The organism is Mycobacterium sp. (assembly GCF_032162605.1).
Classification (GTDB): Bacteria; Actinomycetota; Actinomycetes; order Mycobacteriales; family Mycobacteriaceae; genus Mycobacterium.
Map to the genome: position 1 here is coordinate 1 of NZ_JAVROT010000625.1, position 23,690 is coordinate 23,690.

Genomic DNA, 23,690 nt, shown 5'->3' on the forward strand with positions numbered 1-23,690 from the left:
TGCTGGAGAAGATCATTCAGTCCGGCAAGCCGCTGCTGATCATCGCCGAGGACGTCGAGGGCGAAGCCCTTTCCACCCTGGTGGTCAACAAGATCCGTGGCACCTTCAAGTCCGTCGCCGTCAAGGCTCCTGGCTTCGGTGACCGCCGCAAGGCCATGCTGCAGGACATCGCCATCCTCACCGGTGGCCAGGTCATCAGCGAAGAGGTCGGGCTGTCCCTCGAGACCGCCGACGTCACGCTGCTTGGCAAGGCCGACAAGGTCGTCATCACCAAGGACGAGACCACGCTCGTCGGTGGCTCGGGTGATGCCGAGGCCATCGCGGGACGCGTGTCTCAGATCCGTGCCGAGATCGAGAACAGCGACTCCGACTACGACCGCGAGAAGCTGCAGGAGCGCCTGGCCAAGCTGGCCGGCGGTGTTGCGGTGATCAAGGCCGGAGCAGCCACCGAGGTGGAGCTCAAGGAGCGCAAGCACCGCATCGAAGACGCGGTTCGCAACGCCAAGGCCGCCGTCGAAGAGGGCATCGTCGCCGGTGGCGGCGTGGCACTGCTTCAGGCGTCGCCTTCGCTGGACGAGCTCACGCTCACCGGTGACGAGGCCACTGGCGCGAACATCGTTCGCGTTGCGCTGTCGGCCCCGCTCAAGCAGATCGCCTTCAACGGTGGCCTGGAGCCGGGTGTCGTCGCGGAGAAGGTGTCGAACCTTCCTGCTGGCCACGGTCTGAACGCCGCGACCGGTGAGTACGAGGACCTGCTGAAGGCCGGCGTCGCCGACCCGGTCAAGGTCACGCGTTCGGCGCTGCAGAACGCGGCGTCCATCGCGGCGCTGTTCCTCACCACCGAGGCCGTCGTCGCCGACAAGCCGGAGAAGGCGTCCGCACCCGCGGGCGACCCGACCGGTGGCATGGGCGGCATGGACTTCTAAGTCCTGCTTCGAGGAAGCCCGGTCCCCTTGGGGGCCGGGCTTTTTCGTGTGCGTTCACCTGATGTGGCCGGGCTATGTCTCCAACCGTTGACAAAAGTCATCGATCGTTGACATACTCCGTGTGGCGAGCTGCCACAAACCATTACCCAGGGGGCCCCATGAGTGTTTCCGTACGTCCGCGGACCAAGTTCGCAGCTGCACTGTTGGCGGCCGGGGTGGTGTCAGCCGCGTCGGTCACGAGCATGCCCGAGCATCGCGTGCTGCCGACGATCAGCGTGGACGTCGACAACGCCTCGGCGATCACCGACGCGGTGTATGGGTTCGGCCAGGGCGTCGGGGTGCTGTCCAGCTTGGTCGGCATTCACGTCGACGCGGCGATCTCGCTGCCGTTCGAGGCGACGCTTGCCGTCATGGCGGCGGCGCAGCACCCGGAACTGGCTCCCAACGTGCTGAGCTACCTAGTGCAACGGTTCGTCAATCCCGCTGTCGGACCGCCGATCGCCGCCTATCCATGGGAAACCGAGCAGACTTTTGCCGTCATCGCGAGCCTGCTGCCGTATCCGCTGGGCCCAAGCGCCACGGAATCCGGCCTGGTCAACGAGGCGAGGCGGGCATTCGCGGATGCGTTCAACAGCGTGCTCGGCCAACTCCCCGATCCGTTGCCCGGCTTGGCTGCGGTGAACGACGTCAAGCACAACACGGTTCTGGGCAGGTCGCTCTTCGCCGGCCAACTCGCGGTCCGTGCGCCGCTGTACATGGTGTGGAACACCGTCGACTACCTCGGCACGCTGCCTGCCAACCTGGAGGCGGCTTTCGAATCGGCCATTCAGACGCCGAACCAGATTCCCGGGCTGATCAGCTATCTGGTCCATGGGCTGCTGTCTCCGGATCCCGAGGTCGGGTTGCTGGGCAAGCTGCTCAACAATGTCGTGGACCCGTTCACCTGGCTTCCGGGCCTGTCGGATCTACCTCGGCTGCCTCTGTGGGTGTGGCGAACCAGATCCGCAACGTCATCGCCGGCGTGATGACTGGACTCCTGTCGTTGTTCCCGACCCCGGTGAGGCCGTCGGCGCTGCCGTCGACCGATGTTGCGCAAACGCAAACGAACAGTCTGCCCACGTCGCAGAACTCCTTTGTGCCCGACTCTCTGCCGTCGGCTTCCCTCGCGGTTGTCGACGGGATGGCCTTGACGCCGGTGAAACTGGACGAGAAGTCAGGCGACACAACGGCTTCGAAGATTCAGACATCGCTGACTCCGGAGGCCGATGACCTCGCGGCTACGACACCGGAGACTCCGGGCACCGATGCCGGTGTGACTAGTCCTGACGCCGGTGCCGCCGACGGCGCAGCGGACAACAGTGCCGACGCGCCGGCGAGCGAAGCGGACGCGTCGGACAGCTCGGACAAGTCCGGGCACGAGGACGGCAGGGACGGTGACGCCAAGGTCCGGCCGGGCAAGGTGAAGCAGGGCAAGGACAGAATGATCAAGGATCACCGCACCCGCCCGTCTACACGGGACCGCCAGACCAAGCCGGGCAAGGCCGAACCGGGCGAGGCTGAGGCGGGGGGCGTCTCGGGCGGTCCGACCGGGACGCAGGGCGCCGGTGCCTCGCAGTCGGGTGACTCGAAGCCGGGTCAGTCGGGCTCGGGCGAATCGAGCACCTCATCCGGTGAAGCCGCCTAGTTAGCCACCTCGAGGGCCCGGTCTGCTTGCAGGCCGCGCCTTTTCGTGTGAGTCGAGTGCACGCTTGTTCGCACCCCCTCGCGAAATGCGTTCAACAAGCTTGCACTCGCGAGCGGCGCCCGGCTGGTTTCAGGCGAACTAGGCCAGCGGCACGCAGTCATCGCCGCAACCGGATGTGGTGGGCGAGTTCGGCTTCGCCGCCCGGTGCAGCACCGCGCGACTTGGCCTTACTCGCAACGGCTCACCAGCGAGATCGCCTCGCCCGTCGACGATCAACGTGTAGCCGCCCGGTTCACGCGGCGGCCATAGCAGCGTTACGTCGCCATGCCGGGCCACGTTGGTCCGTGTGGTCTTCCCGACCGGGCCGAGGTCGAACACGCCGTCGTCGAACACGGGATCGACCGCGACGGTGTGGGCGTGAAAGTCATCGCCGACCGTGATGAGGTAGGCCATCGCGAAGTCGTTCAGCGCGCCGGACAACTGGTCGAGATCCACCTTGACGCTCATGGCGCGAGGATACGGCGGCGGCCCTAGATGTCCTTCAGCGGCGTCGGTTTCAGCAGCAGCGTGGCGACGACGGCGATCACCGCGGTCACCACCAGGTAGCCGCACGCGATCCACGGTGTGCCCCCGGCGGCGCCGATCAGCGCCGTGAGGATCAGGGGAGTCAACCCGGACGCGTAGACACCCGACAGCTGATAGACGGTCGACAGCCCGGTGTAGCGGATTCGGGCGGGGAACAGCGACGCATACAGCGTGCCCTGCGCACCGTATAACAGTGCGTGGATGACGCCGAACACCACCAGCATTGCCACGGCGTAGAGCCAGATGTTCCTGGTGTCGAACAGGGCGAAGACCGGGAACACCGCGACGCCGTAGGCGGCGATTCCGATGGCATACACTTTCTTCGGGCCGAACCGGTCGCTCAGCAGACCCGAGACCGGGATCAATCCCGCCATCAGGACAGCGGCGACGGTCACGGCGACCAGCACGGGAATCTTGTCGAGTTTGAGCGTGGCCGTCGCATACGAGATGGCGAACACGCCCCACGTATTGAACGCGGCACCCTCACCCCACCGCGACAGCATGCCGAGCACCGTCGAGCGCAGCGCGGGCGGTTTGAAGACCTCCTTCAGTGGCACCGCCGCCCGGTCGTCGCTATCGCGCACCTTCTCGAATGCCGGTGTCTCGCTGGCACGCAACCGGACCACGACGCCGAAGATCACCAGCACGATGCTGAACAGGAACGCGATCCGCCAGCCGTAGGACAGGAACGCGTCGTCGGGAAGGGCGACCTGTAGCAGCGCGAAGACGCCGGTGCCCAGGGCCAATCCAATGGCCAGCCCGATCTGCGGGATGCTCCCGAACAGGCCGCGTCGACGGGGCGGTCCGTGCTCGACTGCGAGGAGGACCGCTCCGGCCCACTCGCCACCGAGCGCGAAACCCTGCACGATGCGCAACAGCAGCAACAGAATCGGCGCGAGCACACCGATTTGCGCGGCAGTGGGCAGCACGCCCATCAGCGCGGTCGCGCCACCCATCAGGAACATCGTGAACGCAAGTGTCCGTTTGCGCCCGATGCGGTCTCCGACGTGGCCGAAGACGAAGCCGCCGATCGGCCGCACCAGGAAGCCGACCGCGAAGGTCGCGAACGACAACATGGTGCCCATGAAGGTCGTCTGGTCGGGGAAGAACGCCTTGTTGAACACCAGACTCGCGGCAGTGGCGTAGAGGAAGAAGTCGTACCACTCGATCGTGGTGCCGACGAGACTTGCCCACAGCGCGGTGCGGGCCTGCGGCGAGATGGAGTTGGTCTGCTCGTCGTCGACGGGCGCATTGATGACTGGCACGGATACCAACTAGGTCATAGTATCGGGCCCCGCGCCAGGTTTGGACGCGTGATGATTGCAACGTTCGTCGTGCTGACGCCGATGACCTCGCACAACCACAACCGCCCGGCGAGTCGGCGGGATTAGGTTCCGAGCCATGCCACTGGCCACGCCTTGACCACGTCCACCACCGTCGTCACCGGCGCATCCTCGGGTATCGGCGCCGACATCGCCCGTGAACTGGCGGCGCGCGGCCACGGCGTCACGTTGGTCGCCGACCCCGATGCCCGAGCCGGCCTCTTCGGCGAAGTCGGGAGCCGCGGGCTGACCGTCGACGTCCTGGTGAACCGCAGGCCTCCAACCTTTCCCCGGCCCGGCCGGCTACGCCGCGACCAAGGCATTCGTCATCAGCTATACCGAGGCACTGCACGCGGAGCTCGCCGGCACCGGTGCCGGCGCCCGACGCTCAACCCGGGTCCAGTGCGCACCGAGTTCCTGCAGACCGCGGGCATGGACGAGCGGACATTCGCCGAGGCGTTCCCCAAGTTCATGTGGATGCCGTCGCGCGACGTGGCGAAGGCGGGCGTCGATGCGCTCGCAGGCGACCGCGGGACGGTCATCCCGTCCGCCCCTCGGTGGGTAGCGCGAGCCCGTTGCGCAACCGCCCCATTCGTACTCGCAGTGCAGTAGCCCGCAGGATCGAAGTGGTCCGCACCCGCGGCGGCACGAGTCGCGGCGTCCCACTCGCTCCACGGGGGTGCGGGCGGCTCTACCCGCTGCGTCATGCAGCGTCGTCGACGGTCATGATGAACTCCAACTGCATTCGCGCGGTGAATATTTGAGGAACCTAGCCGAGGGGGTCATTGGCCAGGGTGATCGGCTGCCCATGCGGTGTCGCCTTGGCGGCCCGGTCCCAGGAAGCGCGACGCGATTCGAGAAGCTCCGGTGTGATCGCGCCCTTCGCGGCCACGAGGCGCTCCAGGGCGCCCAGCCAGTGCTCGTAGTGCGTCGAACCGTCGTCGGGATCACCCGCGAGTTGCGCCAGTGCTATTTCGCTCCCGAGTGTCGACGACCATTCGGCCGCCGTGAACAGGCCGGTCTCCTGAAGTGTCATGCGCATCGCGAAAGCTCTTGCCTGCCAAGGTTCTTCGAACTTCACGTGGTCGTCAGCCGGGCTCAAGATAGCACTCCCAGGCGTCGATCGATGACGTCACGCCCGCGTCGGCGTCCTCGCCCCAGAGTTCGGTGGCCGTGAAGCGCACCGTGTACAGCCACTGCGGCGACTCGCCGCGGCCGTGCGCGTTCGAGTCGGGAAGGACGTGCACGCCGTGGATGCGCTCGACCACACCACGTTTCGCGCGTGCGTAGCGCGGTAACCGGGTATGCCCGACGGGGTTGATGTTGCGGGTCACCACGGTGTCCCCGACCGCGAAGCGCGCAGGCGTCGTCGTCTCGCGACTGCTTGGGTCACCGGTGTCGAGCAGCGACGGGACCTCGTCCGGTCGCAGCACTCGCTTCACGGGTTTCGACGGCTCGAGCGCGCGTCCGGCCGCGAGTTCATCCGCCGTGGCGAGGCCGTGCTGGCGTACCAACTTCTCGACGCCTGCGAGCCAGATTTCGTAATAGCTACTCGACAGATACTGCAGGGGCGGGATGGACTCGCGAGCGTGGCGGCCCGCATCGCCCGTCCACGACCCGGTGGCACTCATCGCGACATTGATGCCGAGCGCCCGTTTCTCCCAGTCGGCGTGGAAGATCGGCTCGTCCGGCTCTTCGATCACCGGGCCGAAGGGCATCAGCCCACCCATGTCGTGAACGCCGTTCACGCGGGATCTTCCCCGTCGCTTCGCTCGCCCCAGGATGCCAACTGCTCGGGCTGCAACGCCAGGCCGGTGCCGATCATCGAGTTTCGGGTCACCAGTGCGGCCAACCGGTCCGCCGCCCAACCGTCGGTGCCCGCCGGGCGCATCGGGATCACCAGGTAGCGCATCTCCGACGTGGAGTCCCACACTCGGATTCGGGCGCCCGGGTCCAATGTCAGCCCGAAGTCCGCGAGGACGCCCCGCGGGTCGATCACCGCCCTCGACCGGTACGGCGCGGATTTGTACCAGACGGGAGGCAGGCCCAACAGCGGCCACGGATAGCACGAGCACAGGGTGCACACCACCAGGTTGTGTTCGGTCGGGCTGTTGAACGCCGCGCTGACGTGTTCGCCGCCGCGCCCGCCGAATCCGATGGATCGCGTTGCAGCCGTGGCATCTTCGCGCAGCCAGGCGGAGAACTCGTCGTCCGTCCATGCCTTCGCGACGACCGTGGCGCCATTGCGTGGCCCGATCCGCGTCTCATACGTCTCGGCGATCGCGTCGACCGCCGCCGGATCGAGGTAACCCTTTTCGCTCAGCAGCGATTCGAGTGCCCGGATCCGAAGCTCGACGTCCGAGAGGTCGCTCGGCCCGTGATCGTCGGCGCTCATGACACCGGGGTGGGCTGACGACCGCGGACCAGTTTGCCCGGTCGGGCGGCGGTGGGTACGCCGTTTTCGGCAATCACCTCTCCGGAGACGACCGTCGCCACGTACCCGTCGGCGGTCTGGTCGAGGCGACGCCCGCCCGCAGGCAGGTCGCGGGCGATGACCGGCCTGTGTAGCCGCAGGGCGTCGTGGTCGATGACGTTGAGATCCGCCTTGTAGCCGACGGCGATGCGGCCCCGGTCGGCGAGTCCCGCGACGCGGGCGGGCGCCGACGTCAGCTCGCGCACCGCCTCCGCGACCGAAAGCCGCCCCGTGGCACGGTCACGCGCCCAATATGCCAGCATGTAGGTGGGAAAGCTTGCGTCGCAGATCATTCCGTAGTGCGCGCCGCCGTCGCCAAGGCCGAGGACGACGTCGTCGCGGCGGATCAGCTCGGCGACGGTGTCCAGCGAGCCGTCCCGGAAGTTGGCAAGGGTGATGAGCAGCATGGCGTGCCCGTCGTCGTCGAGCACGCGGTCGTAGGCCTCTTCGAGTGGGCTGACTCCGCGTGTCCGTGCTCGCGAGGCGATGCTGTCGGAACGGTCGGGCTCGTAGTTCGGCGGATCGCCCAGCGGGAACATCCACTCCCACGCCTGGGCCGCGAACATCAGCGGATGGCCGTCACTCGCGGCCTTGTCGGCCAGAATGCGGGTCCGCACTTCGGGTTTGCGCATCTCCGCGACGCGCTCGGCCAGCGGTAGGTGGGCGATCTCCCGGTAACTCGGGTACATCACGAACGGGTTGCCGCTCAGCTCGAGACCGATGACCAGGCCGATCGGTCGCGGGAAGACCTGCGCGGTGACTTGAGCACCTGCCGCTCCCCTGTTTTGATTGGCCTTCTCGACCAGGTTGAGGCCGTCGACGAAGAATGGGTCGCCTGCGTTGCCGATCGCCAGGGTGAACGTCACAGGAAGACCGACGTCCTCCGCGACGTCGAATACGGTCTGCAATGCGGGCCCATAGTCGCCGGCCACCAGGTCGGGCACGAACTGGATCAGCCCGCCGCCCGCGTCCTTGACGCCGCGCGCGATCGCCTCGATCTCCTCGCGGCCGGCATCGAAACTCGGTATCGGCTGGCCACTTTCGCTCTTGTGCAGCGTCAACCGCGACGATGCGAAACCCAGCGCACCGACCTGAACGGCCTCGGCGGCGAGCTTGCGCATCAGCGACAGGTCCTCTGCGGTCGCGGGTTCCCGGTCGACGCCGCGCCTGCCCATCACGTACACCCGAAGCGGGGAGTGCGGCAGGAGCGCGGCGACGTCGATGTCCCTGCGACGGCCGTCCAGCGCGTCGAGGAACTCCGGGAACGTCTCCCACGTCCAGGGCAGCCCGTCGACCATGACGACGCCGGGGATGTCCTCGACCCCTGCCATGAGATCGACGAGCGTTTCGTGGTCGTCGGGTCGGCACGGCGCGAAGCCGACACCGCAGTTGCCCATCACCGCGGTCGTCACGCCGTGCGCCGATGACGGCGTCATCCGGTCCGACCAGATCGCCTGGCCGTCGTAGTGGGTGTGGAGGTCGACGAAGCCGGGAGTGACGAGCAGACCGGTCGCGTCGATCTCGCGGGCACCGTCGGCCCTGCCCGTCACCGTCCCGACCGCCACGATCACTCCGTCGGCCACCGTTACGTCGCCGATGAACGGCTCACTGCCGAGTCCGTCGACGATCGTGCCGTTGCGAATGATCAAGTCGATCAAGTCATGGGCCATCAGCCGAATGTACGACCTCATCCCCGGCGGATGCCAGGATGAATCAAGATGAAGTCGTGATCGATCACTTCGGAATCATCTGTGCCGACTACGCGAAGTCCAAGGAGTTCTACGACGCGGTGTTGGCCGTGTTGGGTTACACCCGACAGATGGACGTCGGTCCGGGCATCGGCTACGGCCGCGACGGCAAACCGGACTTCTGGATCGAGGACGGTACCGGCAGGCAGGCGACCGCGGGCATCCACTTCGCCTTCCAGGCGGCAGGCGTCGACGAGGTGCGAGCGTTCTACGACGCCGCGCTCGACCTCGGCGCGGAGTCACTACACGCACCTCGCATCTGGCCCGAGTACCACCCCGGATACTTCGGCGCCTTCGTCCGCGATCCCGACGGCAACAACGTCGAGGCAGTGTTTCACCGGGCCTCGCCCGATGGCTGAACCCGTTCAGACCGTGCTGTCCCCGAACAGCGACCGCACGTCGGCGATGTCGTACTCCTTCACCGACACCGAGAGCATTGCCGCCGCTTGTTCGTGGCCTGGGCCGTTGGCGCGGAAGGTGTCGAGTGCGGCTTGCGTCTTCCAGCGCTCGAAGACGTTGATGCGGCCGGGGTCGATCAGGTCGGCGCTGATGGCTGTGTCGAGGCAGCCTCCTCCGCCGGTCTGGTGCTCGTTCGGTTCAGCACCTTGCAAACCAGGTAGACCCACGCGAGTGCGCAATCCTCATCGGCGACGGCGCCGTTTCGTCGCAACTCGTGTTGGCCATGCGTCTACTGAACGGTGTTGGTTCCTTTGCCATGCTCGGGCCGCGCGACGGTGAGAATGCGGAACACGGTGCATCTGCCGGCGAGGGCGGCGAAGGCGTCAGGGGTGACGTCGTCGATGATGCCGGCGTCGCGCATGATCCGGGCGCCGGTGGCGGCTTGGCGGGGCCAGTGCCGAAGCACGACCACGGCATCGGTTGGGTCGAGCTCCATCAAGTCGACGTGCTCGATGCGGTCACCAACCAACAATCGGGCACGTCCGTTGGCGGCTCGGACGTTGGCTGCCCAGTCGGCTCCAGGGAAACCTTCGAGGAGGTAACGGTTGTTGTTGACGATGACTACGGTGACCGGGGTACTTCGGGGGCGTCCGGTCGCTCGGCCCGTAACCGTCAGTACGTGCAAGGTGGGCATCCCTCCGAACCGGCGAATGAGCAGGAACGCTGTATTGACGGGTTTGAGCCAGCGCGGCGGCGCGTGGCGGGGCCCGTGCGGCCCTGTTCGTGGTCGCCGAATCACCGTAGGGCCCTGAAGAACTCGCGGATATCAGTCACCAGCGCCGTCGGTTCCTCCATGGCGGCGAAGTGACCGCCCCGGTCGAGATCGGTCCACCGCGTGATGGTGTTGTCGGCTTCGGCGAACTGCCGGATCCCCACGTCGTGAGCGAACACGATCGCCGCAGTGGGCACACCACTATTGATTTTTGGAGCGCCCCAGGCTGCGCTTTGCGCGTAGCCGACGTAGGCCGACGACGCAGCGGTGCCGGTCAGCCAATACGTCATGACGTTGGTCAACAGGCGGTCGCGGCTGAGAATGCGGTCAGGCAGAACCTGGCGCGGGTGGGTCCATTCGCGGAATTTGTCCATGATCCAGGCCAACTGCCCGACCGCGGAATCGACCAGGCCATAGCCCAGGGTTTGGGGGCGGGTGGACTGGATGGCGAGATAGCCGAACTCTTCGCGCATGAACGCCTCCACGCGGGCGATCCGGTCGCGTTCGATCGGCGAGAGGGTGGCCATGACCTCCTCCGGCAGCGGTACCTGGGGAAATCCGCCAGGACCGCCGTTGGTGTGCACTCCGACCACCCGAGCGGGGGCGATCCTGGCGACCTCCGGGGCCACGGCAGCGCCGATGTCGCCTCCTTGAGTGCCATAACGGTCGTACCCGAGCCGCGTCATCAATTCGTCCCACGCGGTGGCGATTCGTGTTGTGGTCCAGCCCGGTTCGGATACCGGTCCGGAGAAACCGAACCCGGGTAGTGCGGGAATCACCACGTCGAAAGCGTCCCCGCGGTCACCGCCGTGGGCCGTGGGATTAATCAATGGGCCGATCACGTCGAGGAATTCCACCACTGAGCCCGGCCACCCATGGGTCAAGATCAGCGGCAACGCATCGGGCTCCGCTGACCGTACGTGCATGAAGTAGATCCGTTGCCCGTCGATTATCGTGGTGAATTGCGGGATTTGGTTGAGTTCACGTTCGGCGGCTCTCCAGTCGTAGTCGTTTCGCCAATACTCACAGAGTTCGCGCAGCCACGCCACGGGCACACCCGTATCCCAGCCGTCGCCGGGAAGCACTGGTGGCCAACGTGTCTCGTCGAGGTGACGATGCAGCCGATCAATCTCAGCCTGCTCAACTTCAATCCGGAACGGCAGTACTTCGCCGTGGCTAGTGGTCATACCGGCAACGTTAGACACCGCTTAGGACCATTCCTGTCCTAAAACTGGAGGCGAGTGCCGCAGAACACATCGCCCGAGGCCGCGTGGAGCCATAGACAGTCCCTGGTGTGCCGGGAACCTTTCACCGTGACCCGCGCGGCGGTCTAGCCGCAATTTAGCTTTGACCCAGCCTCGATCCTTCGTGACTTTGGCATTGTGTTGGGCGTGCGGTGGAGTGCCCTTCGGTTGTGTGCAGCGATCATTCCAATTCGATCTCTACCGGGGTGGTCTGGAGGCCGTCGACGGACCAGCCCGCCACGTTCGACTTGTTTCGTCGATCATCGTGGCGGGTCTCCCCGCCAACTAAAGCTGTTGACGTACTTGCCCATGTCCTCGGCGATCTCGAGGTTGGCGCCCGATGGCATCCCCGGGCCGACATCCGGCCCGAATTGGCGATATGGGCCGACCGCACCGGCCACCGGAGCCGCGCGGGGTGCAGGTGAAGATGTTCTCGTTCGTCCCCATTGCGGTGCCCGTGGCATTGGTCGGCTGGCTGGTGCTGCTCGTCACCGCACCGCTGATGCTGCGCGGTCGATCGGATGCCGGTGAGCGGGAGTCGTCCTGGCACGCCGAGATGCCGATCTCCGCGCGGGCCAATGCCATCGGCCGCACCGCGGCCGAATTGGGCATACAGGCCACTCCCGACTTCGAGCTGCTGGAGATCCAACGCTGGGGCGAGTCAGTCGATTCGGATGCCGTGATAGAGGAACGCGACGTCTTGATCTACCGCGCGACTGAAGGAGGCGTCCGAATGCTATGGGTAAGCCCCCGATTCGGCCAGTCACGTCAGGATCTTTACAAGGTGTCGATCGCCGCCGACGAGCAGGTGACAGTGCGCGAGCTCGAAGAGAATGACGATGTCATGGTGATCGCCGCCCAGACCACCGCACTACTTCGCGAGACCCCGGCCAACGCCGGCGAGATATGTCTTGTCACAGCACGTTCCGCAGACTCTCTAACCGAGCATCCGCTGGTTGGAGTGTGCAGAAGGTGGCGGGTAAGGCGCCGCAGACCGGTAAGACATGGATCGCGCTGTTGATTTTGACGGCCGTCATCGTGGCCGGATCGTTCGGGCTGGCACCGATCGAGCTCTGCGCGGTCGCCGGCGCCACGCTCATGGTGGTCACCAAGATTCTGACTCCTAGCTCCGCAGTGCGTGCACTGAACTGGAAGATCCTCGCGATCATCGCCGGCTCGGTGGGGTTGGGCACCATCGTCGTCAATAGTGGTCTGGGCGATCACATTTCCGATGCGATCCTGGCGATGTCCGGCGGAAGCACTGCAGTGTTGGTGTTTGTGATCGCTGTCGGTACCACACTGCTGACCAACGTCGTCACCAACGCGGCCGCCGCCGCGATTCTCACACCCGTGGCCCTGACGGTTGCCGCCAGCAGCGGAATGAATCCTCTGATGCTCCTGACGCTGATAGGAACGTGTATCTCATTCACCTTCCTCAACCCGTTCAGTCATCAGTCAAACTTGATGGTCATGAAACCCGGCGGGTACTCCTCGGGACGTTCGTGCGCTTCGGCATCCCGCTGACTGTGGCGTCCCTTGCGGCGGTGTTCTGCGTCGGCTGGACACTCCTGTCACTCTGACGACAGCCCGCGAGGTAGGACTCGCGTCGCCGGGGCTCGACGGTGATGTGTCCTGCAACGATGACCATGGCCCGCTCCTCTTCCGGCGGGTCTGGTGCTGGTTCGGTTCAACACCTTGCAACCCGGGTAGATCACGCGAGTGCGCAAACCTCATCGGCGACCCGTCTACTCGACAGTGCCGAGTGCCCGGGCGTACTCGTCCCGCAACGCCGCCCAGCCGCGTCCGGCCGCAGCCGACCCGACGGCGCGAACGGTGTCGGCGCCGAAGAGCACCTCATCGAGCACGGTGAGGCAGACGTCCCAGCCCGCAGCGTTCATCGCGGCCGGATTCCGTTGGCGCATCGTCTGTTCCAGGGTCAGGGTGCACGTGGACCCGGTTGGCGTCAGGCGCCAGCGGACCACCTCGTCGCCCCAGCGGTGGACCAGCTCGTGGGGCGGCCGGATCGAGATCACCTCGCCGTCGTGCGGTTCGTCACCGGGGTTCTCGCGCACCTGCATTGGACCGGGCGCGTCGAATGGGCGCTCTGGGACGATCGGCGACCAACGCGCCAGCCGAGCCGGATCGGTCAACCAGGGCCAGACCACCTCGACCGGATGGGCGAATTCCCGTGTGAGCGTCAAAACCCAAGCGCCATCGGCGTTCTCCAACTTTGCATCCATCGTCACGATTGCTCCTCGTCGATCAGGTCGCCCAGCCGGTCCAGGCTCATCGACCACTTGCGGTGGTATGGCGTGACCCATGCGAGCACCGTGGGCAGCGGATCACGTGCCAGTCGGTAGACGCGGCGCTTCCCCTCGACGTCGACGTCGACGGTGCCCGCGTCGCGCAGAACTGCGAGGTGCTTCGACGCCGACGATTGCGAAATACGAAGCTGCGCAACGAGAGTTCCGACATCTGCGTTGGCGTCGCGCAGGGCGTCGAGGATCCGCCGCCTGGTCGGATCAGCAATCACTGCGAACGCGTCCACGTATCCATATGACTACGTGATCATATGAATGTCAAGGAATATGTTTGACGGGGTAGCGTCTCCGGGTATGGCTGACACTGACATCTCGGCTGCCCGCGAGCTGCTGCGCGACTCGTTCACCCGGCTCATCGAGCACGTCGACGACCTGACCGACGGATTGACCGACGACGTCGCCCTCTACCAGCCGACACCCGAGGCCAACACCATCTCCTGGCTGCTCTGGCATACCGCCCGCGTGCAGGACGCCCAGCTGTGCGACGTTGCGGGCATCGAGCAGGTCTGGTTCCGCGACGGTTGGGTCGACCGGTTCGGCCTCGATCTGCCGAAGGACTCGCACGGCTACGGCCACACGCCCGAGCAGGTCGCCAAGGTCCGTGCGCCCGCCGATCTGCTCAACGGCTACTACCACGCCGTGCACGCGGTGACGTTGGAATTCGTCGCGTCGGTGACGTCGGAGGAACTGGAGCGCATCGTGGACACGCGCTGGACGCCGTCGGTCACGGCGAGCGCGCGCGTCGTCAGCATCATCGACGACTGCGCGCAGCACCTCGGCCAGGCGGCCTACATCAGGGGCATCGCCACCTGAGGCTGACGCCGGACGGGGCGCTTCGGTGGTGGCCGCCGATCGGCCTCCTCGCGGTGGTCGCGCTGGGCCTCGCGGTGGGCGACGGCTCGACACGTCTCGACGACTGGTTCGTCAGCGCGGGCGACGCTCACCCGGGATTCGGCAGGCTGCTGATCTTCACCGAACCCCTGGTGTCCTTGGCGATGCTTCTCGCCGCCGTTGCCGCGGCGCTGGTTCAACGCCGCAGGCGGTTGGCCGTGGTCGTGGTGCTGACGCCGGTGGTGGCGGTCATCGCGGAGCGCATGTTGAAGCGACTGTTCGGACGTGAGAACGAAGGCGCCCTCGCCTACCCCAGCGGGCACGTGACGGTGATGGTGGTCGTGCTCGGCATGGTCCTGCTGGTGGCGGGCGCGCGGGTGTGGATGCTGGTCGCGGCAGCGGTCTTCGCACTGCTCGGAGTCGTCGGGCAGGCCCTCACGTATCACTACTTCACCGACACGGTCGGAGCATTGTTTCTCGGCACTGCGCTGGTGTGTCTCGCGAAGCCCGCCGCCGGACTTGACAGGTGTCAACCCCCATGCGATCTGCATCACAGCGACGGTTAGCATGGGCCTATGACTGCAACGCCCGAAGTTGAAGCAACCGCCACGATCCTCAACCCCGCCACGGGTGCGGTCGCGGGCACGGTGCGGTGGACCGACCCGGCCGACGTCGCCCGCATCGCCGCCGGATTGCGGCAGTCGCAGCGGGAGTGGGAGGCCCGCGGCGCCGCAGGCCGCGCGAAGGTGCTGGCCCGCTACGCCGTGTGGCTCGGCGATCACCGCGACGAGATCGAGTCGCTGCTGATCAAGGAGACCGGCAAGTCTGCGACGGACGCCGTCCAAGAGGTGCCGCTGCTGATCATGATCCTTTCGTACTACATCAAGACCATGGAAAAGGCGCTGGCGCCCGACGCCCGTCCCGCTCCGCTGCCGTTCCTGTCCATCAAGAAGATCACGGTGCACTACCGCCCGCGCCCGATCGTCGGCATCATCGCGCCCTGGAACTACCCGGTCGCGAACGCGTTGATGGATGGCATCGGCGCGCTCGCCGCGGGCTGCGCCGTGCTGCTCAAGCCGTCCGAGCGCACACCGCTGACCGCCGAAGTGCTGCTGCGTGGATGGATCGACTCCGGCGCCCCCGACGTGCTCGCGCTGGTTCAGGGTGCGCGCGAGGCAAGCGAGGCCGTCATCGACAACTCCGACTTCATCCAGTTCACCGGTTCCAGCGCGACGGGCGTGAAGGTCATGGAACGGGCCGCGCGCAGGCTCACCCCGGTCAGCCTGGAGTTGGGCGGCAAGGATCCGATGATCGTCCTCGAGGACGCCGACGTCGAACTGGCCGCGCACGCCGCCGTCTGGGGTGCGATGTTCAACGCCGGGCAGACGTGTGTGTCGGTCGAACGGGTCTACGTGCTCGAACCCGTCTACGACGAATTCGTCAACGCGGTGGTGCGCGACGTGCAGAACCTGAAGATGGGCACTGGCGACGGCTACGACTTCGGTGCGCTGATCGACGAGGGTCAGGTGGCCGTGACCGAACGCCACGTCGCCGACGCGCTCGCCAAGGGCGCCAAGGCGATCACCGGCGGCGAGCGTCCCGCCGGGCCCGGCAGCTTCTACATGCCGACCGTGCTGATCGGTGTCGACCACACTATGGACTGCATGACGGAGGAGACCTTCGGTCCCACGCTGCCGATCATGAAGGTCTCGACCGTGGCCGAGGCCGTCCGTTTGGCCAACGACAGCCCGTACGGTCTCAGCGCGGCGGTGTTCTCCCGCGACGTCGAACGTGCGAAGGACGTTGCGCTGGAGCTTGATTGCGGTGCGGTGAACGTCAACGACGTCATCTCGAACCTGATGTGCACCACCGCGCCGATGGGCGGATGGAAGAGCTCCGGCATCGGTGCGCGCTTCGGTGGGGCCGATGGTATGCGCAAGTACTGCCGCCAGGAGACGGTCGTGGTGCCGCGGACCAACGTCGGCGCCGGGGGAAACTACTACAACAACTCGCCCAAGTCGCTCAAGCGGATGAACACGATGATGACGAAGTTGGCGCTGATCCGGCCCAAGCGCAAGGCCAAGTAGGCCGACCGTCGCGCCACCTTCCGTTCGCCCGGGCGTCACCGTGATGTACGCGCGGCTGGATCCGTTCGGCGGGTGACTCTCGAAGCCTCCGCCGTCAACGGCTACACCGTGCGCGACGACGATGACGATGATCCCGAACTGCTGATAGTGCGAACCGGCGAGGTCGTCGACACCTGGCGCGAGAACTATCCGTACGACGAGCGCATGAAGCGCGACGAGTACGAGCAGGAGAAGCGGCTGCTGCAGATCGAACTGCTCAAGCTGCAGAAGTGGAGTCAGGGCAACGGTCTGCGGCACCTGATCGTGTTCGAGGGCCGCGACGCCGCGGGCAAGGGGGGCACCATCAAGCGGTTCACGGAACACCTCAACCCCCGCGGAGCCCGTGTCGTCGCCCTGGAGAAGCCCACCGAGCGCGAACGCTCCCAGTGGTACTTCCAGCGCTACGTCAACCATCTGCCCGCCGCCGGGGAGATCGTGCTCTTCGACCGGTCCTGGTACAACCGCGCCGGTGTCGAGCGGGTGATGGGGTTCTGCAACCAGAACAGCACGCCGAGTTCATCCGCCAGGCACCGTTGTTCGAGCAGATGCTGGTCAACGACGGCATCAGCCTCACCAAGCTCTGGTTCTCGGTGACCAAGGCCGAGCAGCGCACCCGCTTCACGATCCGGCAGGTGGACCCGGTCCGGCAATGGAAGCTGTCGCCCACCGACCTCGCCTCGTTGGACAAGTGGGGGGACTACACCGCGGCCAAGGAGGACATGTTCGCCTGGACGGACACGGAGATCGCGCCATGGACCGTCGTCAAGAGCAACGACAAGAAGCGCGCCCGCATTAACGCGATGCGACACATCCTCGGTAAGTTCGAGTACGACAACAAGGATCACGAGGTCGTCGGCCACGCCGATCCGCTCATCGTGGGACGCGCGCTGGCCGACTGACCCGGGCCGACGCCCAGGACAGGAGGACGCGCCCGTGCGGTTCGTCACGACTCTCCTGCTGTGGATCCTGACCACCGCCGCGCTGGCGGTGGCGGTCCCTGCGAGCTGGGCGCAGCACAACGTGGTCGACCGCAACGGATATTCGGCGCTCGCGACGTCGGCCGCGAAGGATCCGCGCGTGCAGCAGGCGATGTCGGACGAGCTGACGGCACAACTGGTGAAACTGGCCGCGAACTCCGGCTACGACGTCAACGAGAACCTGCTGGCCGGGGCGGCCCGGGCCTACACCGCGGGTTCGGCGTTTCCCGGTCAGTTCGCCCTGGCGAACCAGCTCGTGCACCGCTGGTTGTTCACCGACGTCGTGAGCCAGTCCGATGACTCGGGTCGATGGGAGATCGACCTGTCACCGATGTTGTCCGACAGTTCATTTCAACAGACCCTTGCCGACTTCGGCATCAAGGCTCCGTCGAGCCTGACGGTCCCACTCACCGAGAACGTGTCGGACTCGGTGCGTCCCGGTCAGCTGCGCGACGTCGCGAAGTGGGGCCCGTGGGCGAGCGTCGGCGCCGCCATCCTCGCCGGCGTGCTGGCGCTCCTGACGTTGGCCGCAGCCAGGCAACGCGGCAAAGCACTTGCCGCACTGGGTGTCTCGGGGCTAATAGTCGGCGCGGCGGGATGGGCGGCGATCGAGGTCGGGCGGCGCCGCGTCAACGACGCGCTCGACGTGACGTCGGGGGAGGTCAGGAACCTCGCCTCCGCCATGGTCGAGCACGCCATCGGAAGTCTGCACCTCTGGCTGAATCTGACGCTGGCCGCGGGCGCCGCGCTCGTCGTACTGGGTGTGCTCGCCTCGATGTTGGGCGGGCTGCGGAAGAGGACGGTCAGGGAGCCTGCGCGATAGTCACGGCTCGATGACGTGTGACGGGTCGGGGCGACGCGCAGGTGAGGCCTGGCTGTAATCGCCCCATGGGCCGTCGCGTCGTTCGACGGCGGAGCGGACGCCGTCGGTCTGGGCGGTGCCGATGAAGTCGAGCGCCTCAGGGGTGTTGCGCATCAGGCCGTCGAGGATCCCGCCCAGCGTCTGCGTCGACGACAGCCCCATGTTCTCGTAGGCCTGGTTGACGATCAGTTTCTGAGCCTGCAACTGCGACAGCGGGATTCGTGACAGCTTCGCGGCGATCTCGGCGACGCGCGCCTCGAGCCGCTCGAACGGGACGGACTCGTTGATCAACTCGACCTGCGCGGCCTCGACCCAGGTCAGCGGTTCGCCCGTCAGCGAATGCCACTTCACCTTGGCCAGGCTGAGCCGGTAAAGCCACATGCCGGTGAGGTACGAGCCCCACATCCGGCTGTACGGCGTGCCGATGACGGCGTCGTCGCTCGCGACGACGATGTCGGCGCACAGGGCATAGTCGCTGGCCCCACCCACACACCAGCCGTGTACTTGAGCGATCACCGGTTTGGACGCCCGCCAGATCGCCATGAACTTCTGCGTCGGCCCGGTCTCGCGCGCCGACACGAAGGCGAAGTCCTTGCCCGGATCCCACTCGCCGCCGGTGTTCATCGCGTCGCCCCAGTGGCTGAAGCCGCCGCCGAAGTCATAACCGCCGGAGAACGCCCGCCCGGCGCCGCGCAGCACGATGACCTTGATGGCCGGGTCGCGCTCGGCGGCACCGATCGCGGCCTCGATCTCGTCGGGCATCGGCGGGACGATCGTGTTCAGGTGCTCGGGGCGGTTGAGGGTGATGGTGGCAACGGGCGGCTCGGTCTTGTACAGGAGCGTTTCGAACTGCGGCATCACTGAAGTCGAGCCAGTTCCGGCTCGTAAGTCAAGCGTCGGGGACCGCCCCGCTACGACCGGTCGTCACGAGGTCGATCGAGGAGAGCGGTCCGCCACCTGGCTGAGTGTCCCTTCGTATTTCCGTCCGAATGGGTTTCATCGGGATGGGTAGCTGCACTGTGGCTCCCTCCCTTCGTGGGGAGCGGGGGTGGGAGGCCGCTGGCGAACGCCTAGTGCGGTGCAGGGATTTGCTGCGTTACGTCTGAATGAACTGATCTGAAAACCTAGGCGGGCCCAGTTGGTCATGCGTATGGTGTGGGACGTTCACAACCGTCTGGTGAGTCTCTTCGGCAAAGTCGAACGCGCTGAGGTTTGGGGCTGCACCGCGCAGAACTAAAAGGACGTGGGGTTGGAGATTGCTGCGCGAAGAGCCGGCGATGGGCGGTTATCGCGTGCGTAGGTCTTTCGAATTGGGGAGTCGGTTGGAATTCATCGGCGGGTCATTCCCGGTCACACGTGGACAGATCGGCACACGGCCTTCGTCGCAAACGACCCTGCCAGGTACGAAAGCGCAGCTAGGTCGGGGGAAAAGTTACCTAGGCAGGCGAGAACACGATCAGCTGCAGCTGCCAATTCCGCAAGCGACGGATTACGCGGATCGCGAGGTGGACTTTCACGACATGATGGGGGACAACGGTCCACCGTCCGATGTTCGTGAGATGATTTCGTCGATTCAGTGGCTACCCAAGCCGCGCACCGGTACGCTCTTCGATTTCGTCTCATTGTCGACCATGATCGATGAATTCGACGCGTCCGCGTGCTGCCGCACAGCCGTGGGATTGAGCGACGTCATCGTTAGCCATCGAGCTGAGAATATCTACCCGGCAATCATTTATCGCGGTGCCGTCTCGCCTGCAGAGTTCGGCTCATCGCCGGACTTGGTCGATTGCGCGTGTCAATACCAATCGTCCGCCGAAGGCGGGAAACGTTTTCCTTCGAGCAGCAAGGCGTCGGTTGAACTGGACGCGCCCGTCGCCGTTTCCGCCCGGCCGAGCCCGGCCCGGCCCGATTCGTCGAGCGATTGCCCCCGCCATCTGATCGCGATGAATGCCGTTTCAAGGAACGAATCATGAGCAGCGCTTCCGCCCGGCGTTTGTTGTCCATCGACCTGCTCGACGACGACGAGCACGATCAGCTCGACGAGTGGGGCAACCGGGCGGTGTTGACCCAGCCGGGGGCCACGTCGGTGTCGATTCCAGAATTGTTCGCCGCCCAAGCACGCCGCGCCCCCGATGCGGTGGCGCTGGTGTGCGAGGAACGGTCGTGGACGTACCGCGAGCTGAACGAGGCCGCCAGCCGGTTGGCGAGCATTCTGATCGGCCATGGTGCCGGTCCTGGCGAGCGCGTCGCCCTCCTGTTGCCTCGTTCGGGCGAGGCCATCATTGCGATCCTCGGGGTGCTGAAGACCGGGGCGGCGTATCTGCCGATGGACCCGGCCCACCCCGACGCCCGAATCGAATTCATGATCGGCGACGCGGAGCCGATCGCAGCGGTCACCACCGCCCACCTGCGCGGACGGCTGGACGGGTTCGACTTTCTCGTCCTCGACGTCGACAGCGTTGCCGTTGACTCTCAACTGGGGACCGCGTCGCCGGCACCGGAGTCCGACGACATCGCGTATGTCATCTACACCTCGGGGACCACTGGTGTCCCCAAAGGGGTAGCGGTCACTCATCGCAACGTGATTCAGCTCATGCAGACCCTGCACGCTGATTTACCTGCAGGGCCGGGGCAGGTGTGGTCACAGTGGCATCCCTACAGCTTCGACGTGTCAGTCTGGGAGATCTGGGGTGCGCTGCTGCACGGTGGGCGGCTGATTGTGGTGGCTGACTGGGTCATTCGCTCGCCACGAGACTTCCACGCCCTGCTGATCACAGAAAAGGTCAGCGTCTTGTGTCAGACCCCGTCGGCGGTGGGGATGTTGTCACCGGAGGAGTTGGGTAGCACGGCGCTGGTGGTCGGCGGTGAACCGTGCTCGGCCGAGCTGGTGGAGCGGTGGGCGCCGGGGCGGGTGATGATCAACGTCTATGGTCCAACCGAGACCACGATGTGGGTGGCGATGAGTGCGCCGCTGGCAGCGGGCTGCGGGGTGGTGCCGATCGGTGTGCCGGTGCATGGTGCGGCGTTGTTCGTGCTGGATGGGTGGTTGCGTCCGGTGCCGCCAGGGGTGGTCGGTGAGTTGTACGTCGCTGGTGCCGGTGTGGGGGTGGGGTATTGGCGGCGTTCGGGGTTGACCGGGTCGAGGTTCGTGGCGTGTCCCTACGGTGCGCCGGGCGCGCGGATGTATCGCACCGGGGATTTGGTGCGCTGGGACGATGACGGGCAGCTGCAGTATTTGGGGCGTGCCGATCAGCAGGTCAAGATTCGTGGTCACCGCATCGAGCTCGGGGAAGTCCAATCTGCGTTGAGTGCGCTCGATGGGGTGGATCAGGCGGCGGTGATCGCCCGCGAGGATCCCCCGGGCGACAAGCGCTTGGTCGGTTATGTCACCGAGCGCCCCAATGCGACGATCGATCCCGCCACGGTGCGTGCGATGATTGCCGATCGCCTTCCGGCGTATATGGTTCCGGCTGCCGTGATGGTGCTGGAGACGCTGCCCTTGACGGTGAACGGCAAACTCGACCAGCGGGCCTTGCCGGCACCGGAATACCTGGACGTCGATCGGTACCGCGCCCCTGGCGATCTGGTCGAGGAGATCCTGGCTGGCATCTACGCCCACGTCCTCGGGGTCGCGCGGGTCGGAGTGGACGACTCGTTCTTCGATCTCGGCGGGGATTCGTTGTCGGCGATGCGTCTGGTCGCCGCGGTCAACACCAGTTTGAAGGCCGACCTTTCGGTGCGGGAGGTCTTCGAGGTGCCGACGGTAGCCCGGTTGGCGTCGCGTATCGGTGGGGGCACGGGTGGGCGTGAGCCGTTGGTGGCCGGTCAGCGTCCCGCGGTGATTCCACTGTCGTTCGCTCAGAGCAGACTGTGGTTCATCCGCCAGTTGTACGGTCCCTCAGCGGCTTACAACATGGCAGTCGTACTGCAACTGCGCGGGAATCTGGATGTCGAGGCGATGGGCGCGGCGCTGGCCGACGTGGTGGACCGCCACGAAAGCCTGCGCACGCTGTTCGTGGTGTCCGAGGGGACACCTCAGCAGATGGTCGTCGCTACCGAGCGGGCCGATCTGGGGTGGGACGTCGTCGACGCCAGCAGCTGGCCGGCGGACCGGCTGGCTGACGCCATCGAGGAGGTGGCAGCTTACCCGTTCGATTTGGCAGCTGAGATCCCCGTGCGAGGACGGCTTTTCCGCGTCGACGAGGATGAGCACGTGCTGGTCGGTGTGGTGCACCACATCGCCGGTGATGGCTGGTCGATCACCCCGTTGACGCGAGATCTCGGGGTGGCCTATGCCAGCCGATGCGCTGGGCGTGCCCCTCGGTGGGCGCCGCTGGCGGTCCAGTACGTCGATTACACGCTGTGGCAACGCGCCCAATTGGGGGATCTCGACGACGAGAGCAGCCGCATCGCAAGGCAGTTGGCCTACTGGCAGGACGCCCTGGTCGGGATGCCCGAGCGGTTGGCACTGCCCACCGATCGGCCCTACCCCTTGGTCGCCGATCACCGCGGTGCCACGGTGGCGGTGGACTGGCCAGCCCAACTGCAACAGGCGATGCGCGCGGTGGCCGCCCGGTACGAGGTCACCAGCTTCATGGTGATGCAAGCCGCCCTGGCGGTCTTGTTATCCAAGTTGACAGCGAGTTCTGATGTGGCGGTCGGCTTCCCGATTGCCGGGCGCAGCGATCCCGCCCTCGATGAGCTGGTCGGGTTCTTCGTCAACACCTTGGTGTTGCGTGTCGATCTGTCCGGAAATCCCTCTGTCGCCGAGATACTGGCCCAGGTGCGGCGACGGAGCCTGGCCGCCTACGAAAACCAGGACGTGCCGTTCGAAGTACTCGTCGAGCGGCTCAACCCGCCCCGGTCCTTGACCCACCACCCCCTGGTTCAGGTGTTGCTGGCTTGGCAGAACGTCGCGGGACGCGGGGCAGACCCCGGCGCCGGGTTGTCCTTGGGCGATCTGCAGTTCACCCAGGTGCCCACGGACACCCACACCGCACGAATGGACTTGCTGTTCAACTTGGCCGAGCGGTGGACCGAGTCCGGTGAACCTGCCGGGATCGGCGGAACGGTGGAGTTCCGCACTGACGCCTTCGAGGTCGCCAATATCGAAACGTTGGTTGAGCGGTTTGAGCGGATCTTGTCCTTGATGATCGCCGATCCGGGCGGGCGTTTGTCGTCGATGGACGTGCTCGACGTTGGTGAGCGGGAACGGTTGGAGGTGTGGGGGAATCGTGCGGTGTTGACCCGGTCGGGGTGCCCGGCGGTGTCGATTCCGGAGCGGTTCGCCGTGCAGGTGGCTGGTGTTCCGGAAGCGGTGGCGGTGAGCTTCGATGGTCGGTCGTTGACGTATCGGGAGTTGGACGAGGCGTCGAATCGGTTGGCGCGTGCGTTGGTTGGTGTTGGTGCTGGTCCTGGGG

Annotated in this window: 23 protein-coding genes and 3 pseudogenes; 14 read left to right on the forward strand and 12 right to left on the reverse strand. The window is 66.0% G+C overall.

Annotation, left to right across the window (positions count from 1 at the left end; translation table 11 throughout):
- From groEL to QOI01_RS35715, 3 genes are all read left to right on the forward strand, one after another.
- On the forward strand, positions 1 to 926 hold a 926-nt coding region (gene groEL, locus QOI01_RS35705), incomplete at its 5' end, for a chaperonin GroEL (protein ID WP_526388906.1).
- Between the two features lie 158 nt (positions 927 to 1,084).
- Positions 1,085 to 1,951 (forward strand): hypothetical protein, encoded by an 867-nt coding sequence (locus QOI01_RS35710; RefSeq protein WP_526388908.1) that lies wholly within the window; start codon positions 1,085 to 1,087, stop codon positions 1,949 to 1,951.
- Complete coding sequence (locus QOI01_RS35715; RefSeq protein ID WP_526388910.1) at positions 1,915 to 2,610, forward strand: hypothetical protein; 696 nt, start codon at positions 1,915 to 1,917, stop codon at positions 2,608 to 2,610. Before QOI01_RS35710 ends, QOI01_RS35715 begins: the two co-directional genes overlap by 37 nt.
- 138 nt (positions 2,611 to 2,748) lie before the next feature.
- On the opposite strand, the gene QOI01_RS35720 is transcribed toward QOI01_RS35715, so the two are convergent.
- On the reverse strand, positions 2,749 to 3,117 hold the full coding sequence (locus QOI01_RS35720) for a pyridoxamine 5'-phosphate oxidase family protein (RefSeq protein ID WP_526388912.1): 369 nt from the start codon (positions 3,115 to 3,117) through the stop codon (positions 2,749 to 2,751).
- A gap of 23 nt (positions 3,118 to 3,140) precedes the next feature.
- Entirely contained in the window at positions 3,141 to 4,460 is a 1,320-nt protein-coding gene (locus QOI01_RS35725) for an MFS transporter (RefSeq protein ID WP_526388942.1), read from the reverse strand.
- A gap of 153 nt (positions 4,461 to 4,613) precedes the next feature.
- Here QOI01_RS35725 and QOI01_RS35730 point away from each other — a divergent pair.
- Positions 4,614 to 5,129 (forward strand): annotated as a pseudogene (locus QOI01_RS35730) (SDR family NAD(P)-dependent oxidoreductase).
- Positions 5,130 to 5,286: 157 nt separating this feature from the next.
- On the opposite strand, the gene QOI01_RS35735 reads toward QOI01_RS35730, so the two are convergent.
- Genes QOI01_RS35735 through QOI01_RS35750 form a run of 4 tightly spaced genes read right to left on the reverse strand, consistent with a single transcriptional unit; the run spans position 5,287 to position 8,660 of the window.
- Positions 5,287 to 5,598 carry a nitrile hydratase accessory protein gene (locus QOI01_RS35735; protein WP_526388944.1) on the reverse strand — a complete coding sequence of 104 codons (312 nt, stop codon included), beginning with the start codon at positions 5,596 to 5,598 and terminating at the stop codon, positions 5,287 to 5,289.
- Between the two features lie 7 nt (positions 5,599 to 5,605).
- The gene (gene nthB / locus QOI01_RS35740) at positions 5,606 to 6,265 is read right to left on the reverse strand and encodes a nitrile hydratase subunit beta (protein WP_526388914.1); all 660 of its coding nucleotides are present in this window, start codon (positions 6,263 to 6,265) and stop codon (positions 5,606 to 5,608) included.
- Entirely contained in the window at positions 6,262 to 6,912 is a 651-nt protein-coding gene (gene nthA / locus QOI01_RS35745) for a nitrile hydratase subunit alpha (RefSeq protein WP_526388916.1), read from the reverse strand. Before nthA ends, nthB begins: the two co-directional genes overlap by 4 nt.
- The gene (locus QOI01_RS35750) at positions 6,909 to 8,660 is read right to left on the reverse strand and encodes an N-acyl-D-amino-acid deacylase family protein (RefSeq protein ID WP_526388918.1); all 1,752 of its coding nucleotides are present in this window, start codon (positions 8,658 to 8,660) and stop codon (positions 6,909 to 6,911) included. Before QOI01_RS35750 ends, nthA begins: the two co-directional genes overlap by 4 nt.
- Before the next feature lie 56 nt (positions 8,661 to 8,716).
- Between QOI01_RS35750 and QOI01_RS35755 the strand changes: the two genes are divergently transcribed.
- Positions 8,717 to 9,097: a VOC family protein gene (locus QOI01_RS35755; protein ID WP_526388946.1), complete on the forward strand. Its 381-nt coding sequence runs from the start codon at positions 8,717 to 8,719 to the stop codon at positions 9,095 to 9,097.
- A 6-nt stretch (positions 9,098 to 9,103) separates the two neighbouring features.
- Here the strand turns inward: QOI01_RS35755 and QOI01_RS35760 are convergent, their stop codons facing one another.
- The 3 genes from QOI01_RS35760 to QOI01_RS35770 all read right to left on the reverse strand — a co-directional run bounded on the left by QOI01_RS35760 (position 9,104) and on the right by QOI01_RS35770 (position 11,096).
- Positions 9,104 to 9,364 (reverse strand): putative quinol monooxygenase, encoded by a 261-nt coding sequence (locus QOI01_RS35760; RefSeq protein ID WP_526388920.1) that lies wholly within the window; start codon positions 9,362 to 9,364, stop codon positions 9,104 to 9,106.
- Between the two features lie 62 nt (positions 9,365 to 9,426).
- On the reverse strand, positions 9,427 to 9,936 hold the full coding sequence (locus QOI01_RS35765) for a nitroreductase/quinone reductase family protein (protein WP_526388922.1): 510 nt from the start codon (positions 9,934 to 9,936) through the stop codon (positions 9,427 to 9,429).
- On the reverse strand, positions 9,933 to 11,096 hold the full coding sequence (locus QOI01_RS35770) for an alpha/beta fold hydrolase (RefSeq protein ID WP_526388924.1): 1,164 nt from the start codon (positions 11,094 to 11,096) through the stop codon (positions 9,933 to 9,935). Before QOI01_RS35770 ends, QOI01_RS35765 begins: the two co-directional genes overlap by 4 nt.
- A 397-nt stretch (positions 11,097 to 11,493) precedes the next feature.
- Between QOI01_RS35770 and QOI01_RS35775 the strand changes: the two genes are divergently transcribed.
- Both QOI01_RS35775 and QOI01_RS35780 read left to right on the forward strand, forming a co-directional pair.
- A complete protein-coding gene (locus QOI01_RS35775; protein WP_526388926.1) occupies positions 11,494 to 12,174 on the forward strand; it encodes a TrkA C-terminal domain-containing protein in 681 nt (226 codons plus the stop codon).
- Positions 12,171 to 12,677, forward strand: a complete 507-nt coding sequence (locus QOI01_RS35780; protein ID WP_526388928.1) for an SLC13 family permease — start codon at positions 12,171 to 12,173, stop codon at positions 12,675 to 12,677. Before QOI01_RS35775 ends, QOI01_RS35780 begins: the two co-directional genes overlap by 4 nt.
- Before the next feature lie 221 nt (positions 12,678 to 12,898).
- On the opposite strand, the gene QOI01_RS35785 is transcribed toward QOI01_RS35780, so the two are convergent.
- Positions 12,899 to 13,393, reverse strand: a complete 495-nt coding sequence (locus tag QOI01_RS35785; protein WP_526388948.1) for an SRPBCC domain-containing protein — start codon at positions 13,391 to 13,393, stop codon at positions 12,899 to 12,901.
- Positions 13,394 to 13,395: 2 nt separating this feature from the next.
- Positions 13,396 to 13,701 carry an ArsR/SmtB family transcription factor gene (locus tag QOI01_RS35790; RefSeq protein WP_526388929.1) on the reverse strand — a complete coding sequence of 102 codons (306 nt, stop codon included), beginning with the start codon at positions 13,699 to 13,701 and terminating at the stop codon, positions 13,396 to 13,398.
- Between the two features lie 67 nt (positions 13,702 to 13,768).
- On the opposite strand from QOI01_RS35790, the gene QOI01_RS35795 reads away from it, so the two are divergent.
- The 5 genes and pseudogenes from QOI01_RS35795 (at position 13,769) to QOI01_RS35815 (ending at position 18,231) form a co-directional block, all read left to right on the forward strand.
- Positions 13,769 to 14,287 carry a mycothiol transferase gene (locus QOI01_RS35795; RefSeq protein ID WP_526388931.1) on the forward strand — a complete coding sequence of 173 codons (519 nt, stop codon included), beginning with the start codon at positions 13,769 to 13,771 and terminating at the stop codon, positions 14,285 to 14,287.
- A gap of 53 nt (positions 14,288 to 14,340) precedes the next feature.
- Positions 14,341 to 14,871 (forward strand): phosphatase PAP2 family protein, encoded by a 531-nt coding sequence (locus QOI01_RS35800; protein ID WP_526388933.1) that lies wholly within the window; start codon positions 14,341 to 14,343, stop codon positions 14,869 to 14,871.
- A 9-nt stretch (positions 14,872 to 14,880) separates the two neighbouring features.
- A complete protein-coding gene (locus QOI01_RS35805; protein WP_526388935.1) occupies positions 14,881 to 16,392 on the forward strand; it encodes an aldehyde dehydrogenase family protein in 1,512 nt (503 codons plus the stop codon).
- 72 nt (positions 16,393 to 16,464) lie between these two features.
- Positions 16,465 to 17,330: pseudogene (gene ppk2, locus QOI01_RS35810) on the forward strand (polyphosphate kinase 2).
- A gap of 34 nt (positions 17,331 to 17,364) precedes the next feature.
- Positions 17,365 to 18,231 carry a hypothetical protein gene (locus QOI01_RS35815; protein WP_526388937.1) on the forward strand — a complete coding sequence of 289 codons (867 nt, stop codon included), beginning with the start codon at positions 17,365 to 17,367 and terminating at the stop codon, positions 18,229 to 18,231.
- Here QOI01_RS35815 and QOI01_RS35820 read toward each other — a convergent pair whose 3' ends face one another.
- A complete protein-coding gene (locus tag QOI01_RS35820; protein WP_526388939.1) occupies positions 18,232 to 19,128 on the reverse strand; it encodes a crotonase/enoyl-CoA hydratase family protein in 897 nt (298 codons plus the stop codon). It lies immediately after the preceding gene.
- A 647-nt stretch (positions 19,129 to 19,775) separates the two neighbouring features.
- Between QOI01_RS35820 and QOI01_RS35825 the strand changes: the two genes are divergently transcribed.
- Complete coding sequence (locus QOI01_RS35825; RefSeq protein ID WP_526388940.1) at positions 19,776 to 20,243, forward strand: hypothetical protein; 468 nt, start codon at positions 19,776 to 19,778, stop codon at positions 20,241 to 20,243.
- A pseudogene (locus QOI01_RS35830) lies at positions 20,240 to 23,690 on the forward strand (non-ribosomal peptide synthetase); the annotation flags it as partial. The gene QOI01_RS35825 and the pseudogene QOI01_RS35830, both read left to right, overlap by 4 nt.

Excerpts from the sequence above, each read along its gene's own strand:
- QOI01_RS35710 (WP_526388908.1), top strand. The coding sequence starts at position 1,085 with ATGAGTGTTTCCGTACGTCCGCGGACCAAGTTCGCAGCTGCACTGTTG.
- QOI01_RS35720 (WP_526388912.1), bottom strand. The coding sequence starts at position 3,117 with ATGAGCGTCAAGGTGGATCTCGACCAGTTGTCCGGCGCGCTGAACGAC.
- nthA (WP_526388916.1), bottom strand. The coding sequence starts at position 6,912 with ATGAGCGCCGACGATCACGGGCCGAGCGACCTCTCGGACGTCGAGCTT.
- QOI01_RS35750 (WP_526388918.1), bottom strand. The coding sequence starts at position 8,660 with ATGGCCCATGACTTGATCGACTTGATCATTCGCAACGGCACGATCGTC.
- QOI01_RS35770 (WP_526388924.1), bottom strand. The coding sequence starts at position 11,096 with ATGACCACTAGCCACGGCGAAGTACTGCCGTTCCGGATTGAAGTTGAG.
- QOI01_RS35775 (WP_526388926.1), top strand. The coding sequence starts at position 11,494 with ATGGCATCCCCGGGCCGACATCCGGCCCGAATTGGCGATATGGGCCGA.
- QOI01_RS35785 (WP_526388948.1), bottom strand. The coding sequence starts at position 13,393 with ATGGATGCAAAGTTGGAGAACGCCGATGGCGCTTGGGTTTTGACGCTC.
- QOI01_RS35795 (WP_526388931.1), top strand. The coding sequence starts at position 13,769 with ATGGCTGACACTGACATCTCGGCTGCCCGCGAGCTGCTGCGCGACTCG.
- QOI01_RS35805 (WP_526388935.1), top strand. The coding sequence starts at position 14,881 with ATGACTGCAACGCCCGAAGTTGAAGCAACCGCCACGATCCTCAACCCC.
- QOI01_RS35820 (WP_526388939.1), bottom strand. The coding sequence starts at position 19,128 with ATGCCGCAGTTCGAAACGCTCCTGTACAAGACCGAGCCGCCCGTTGCC.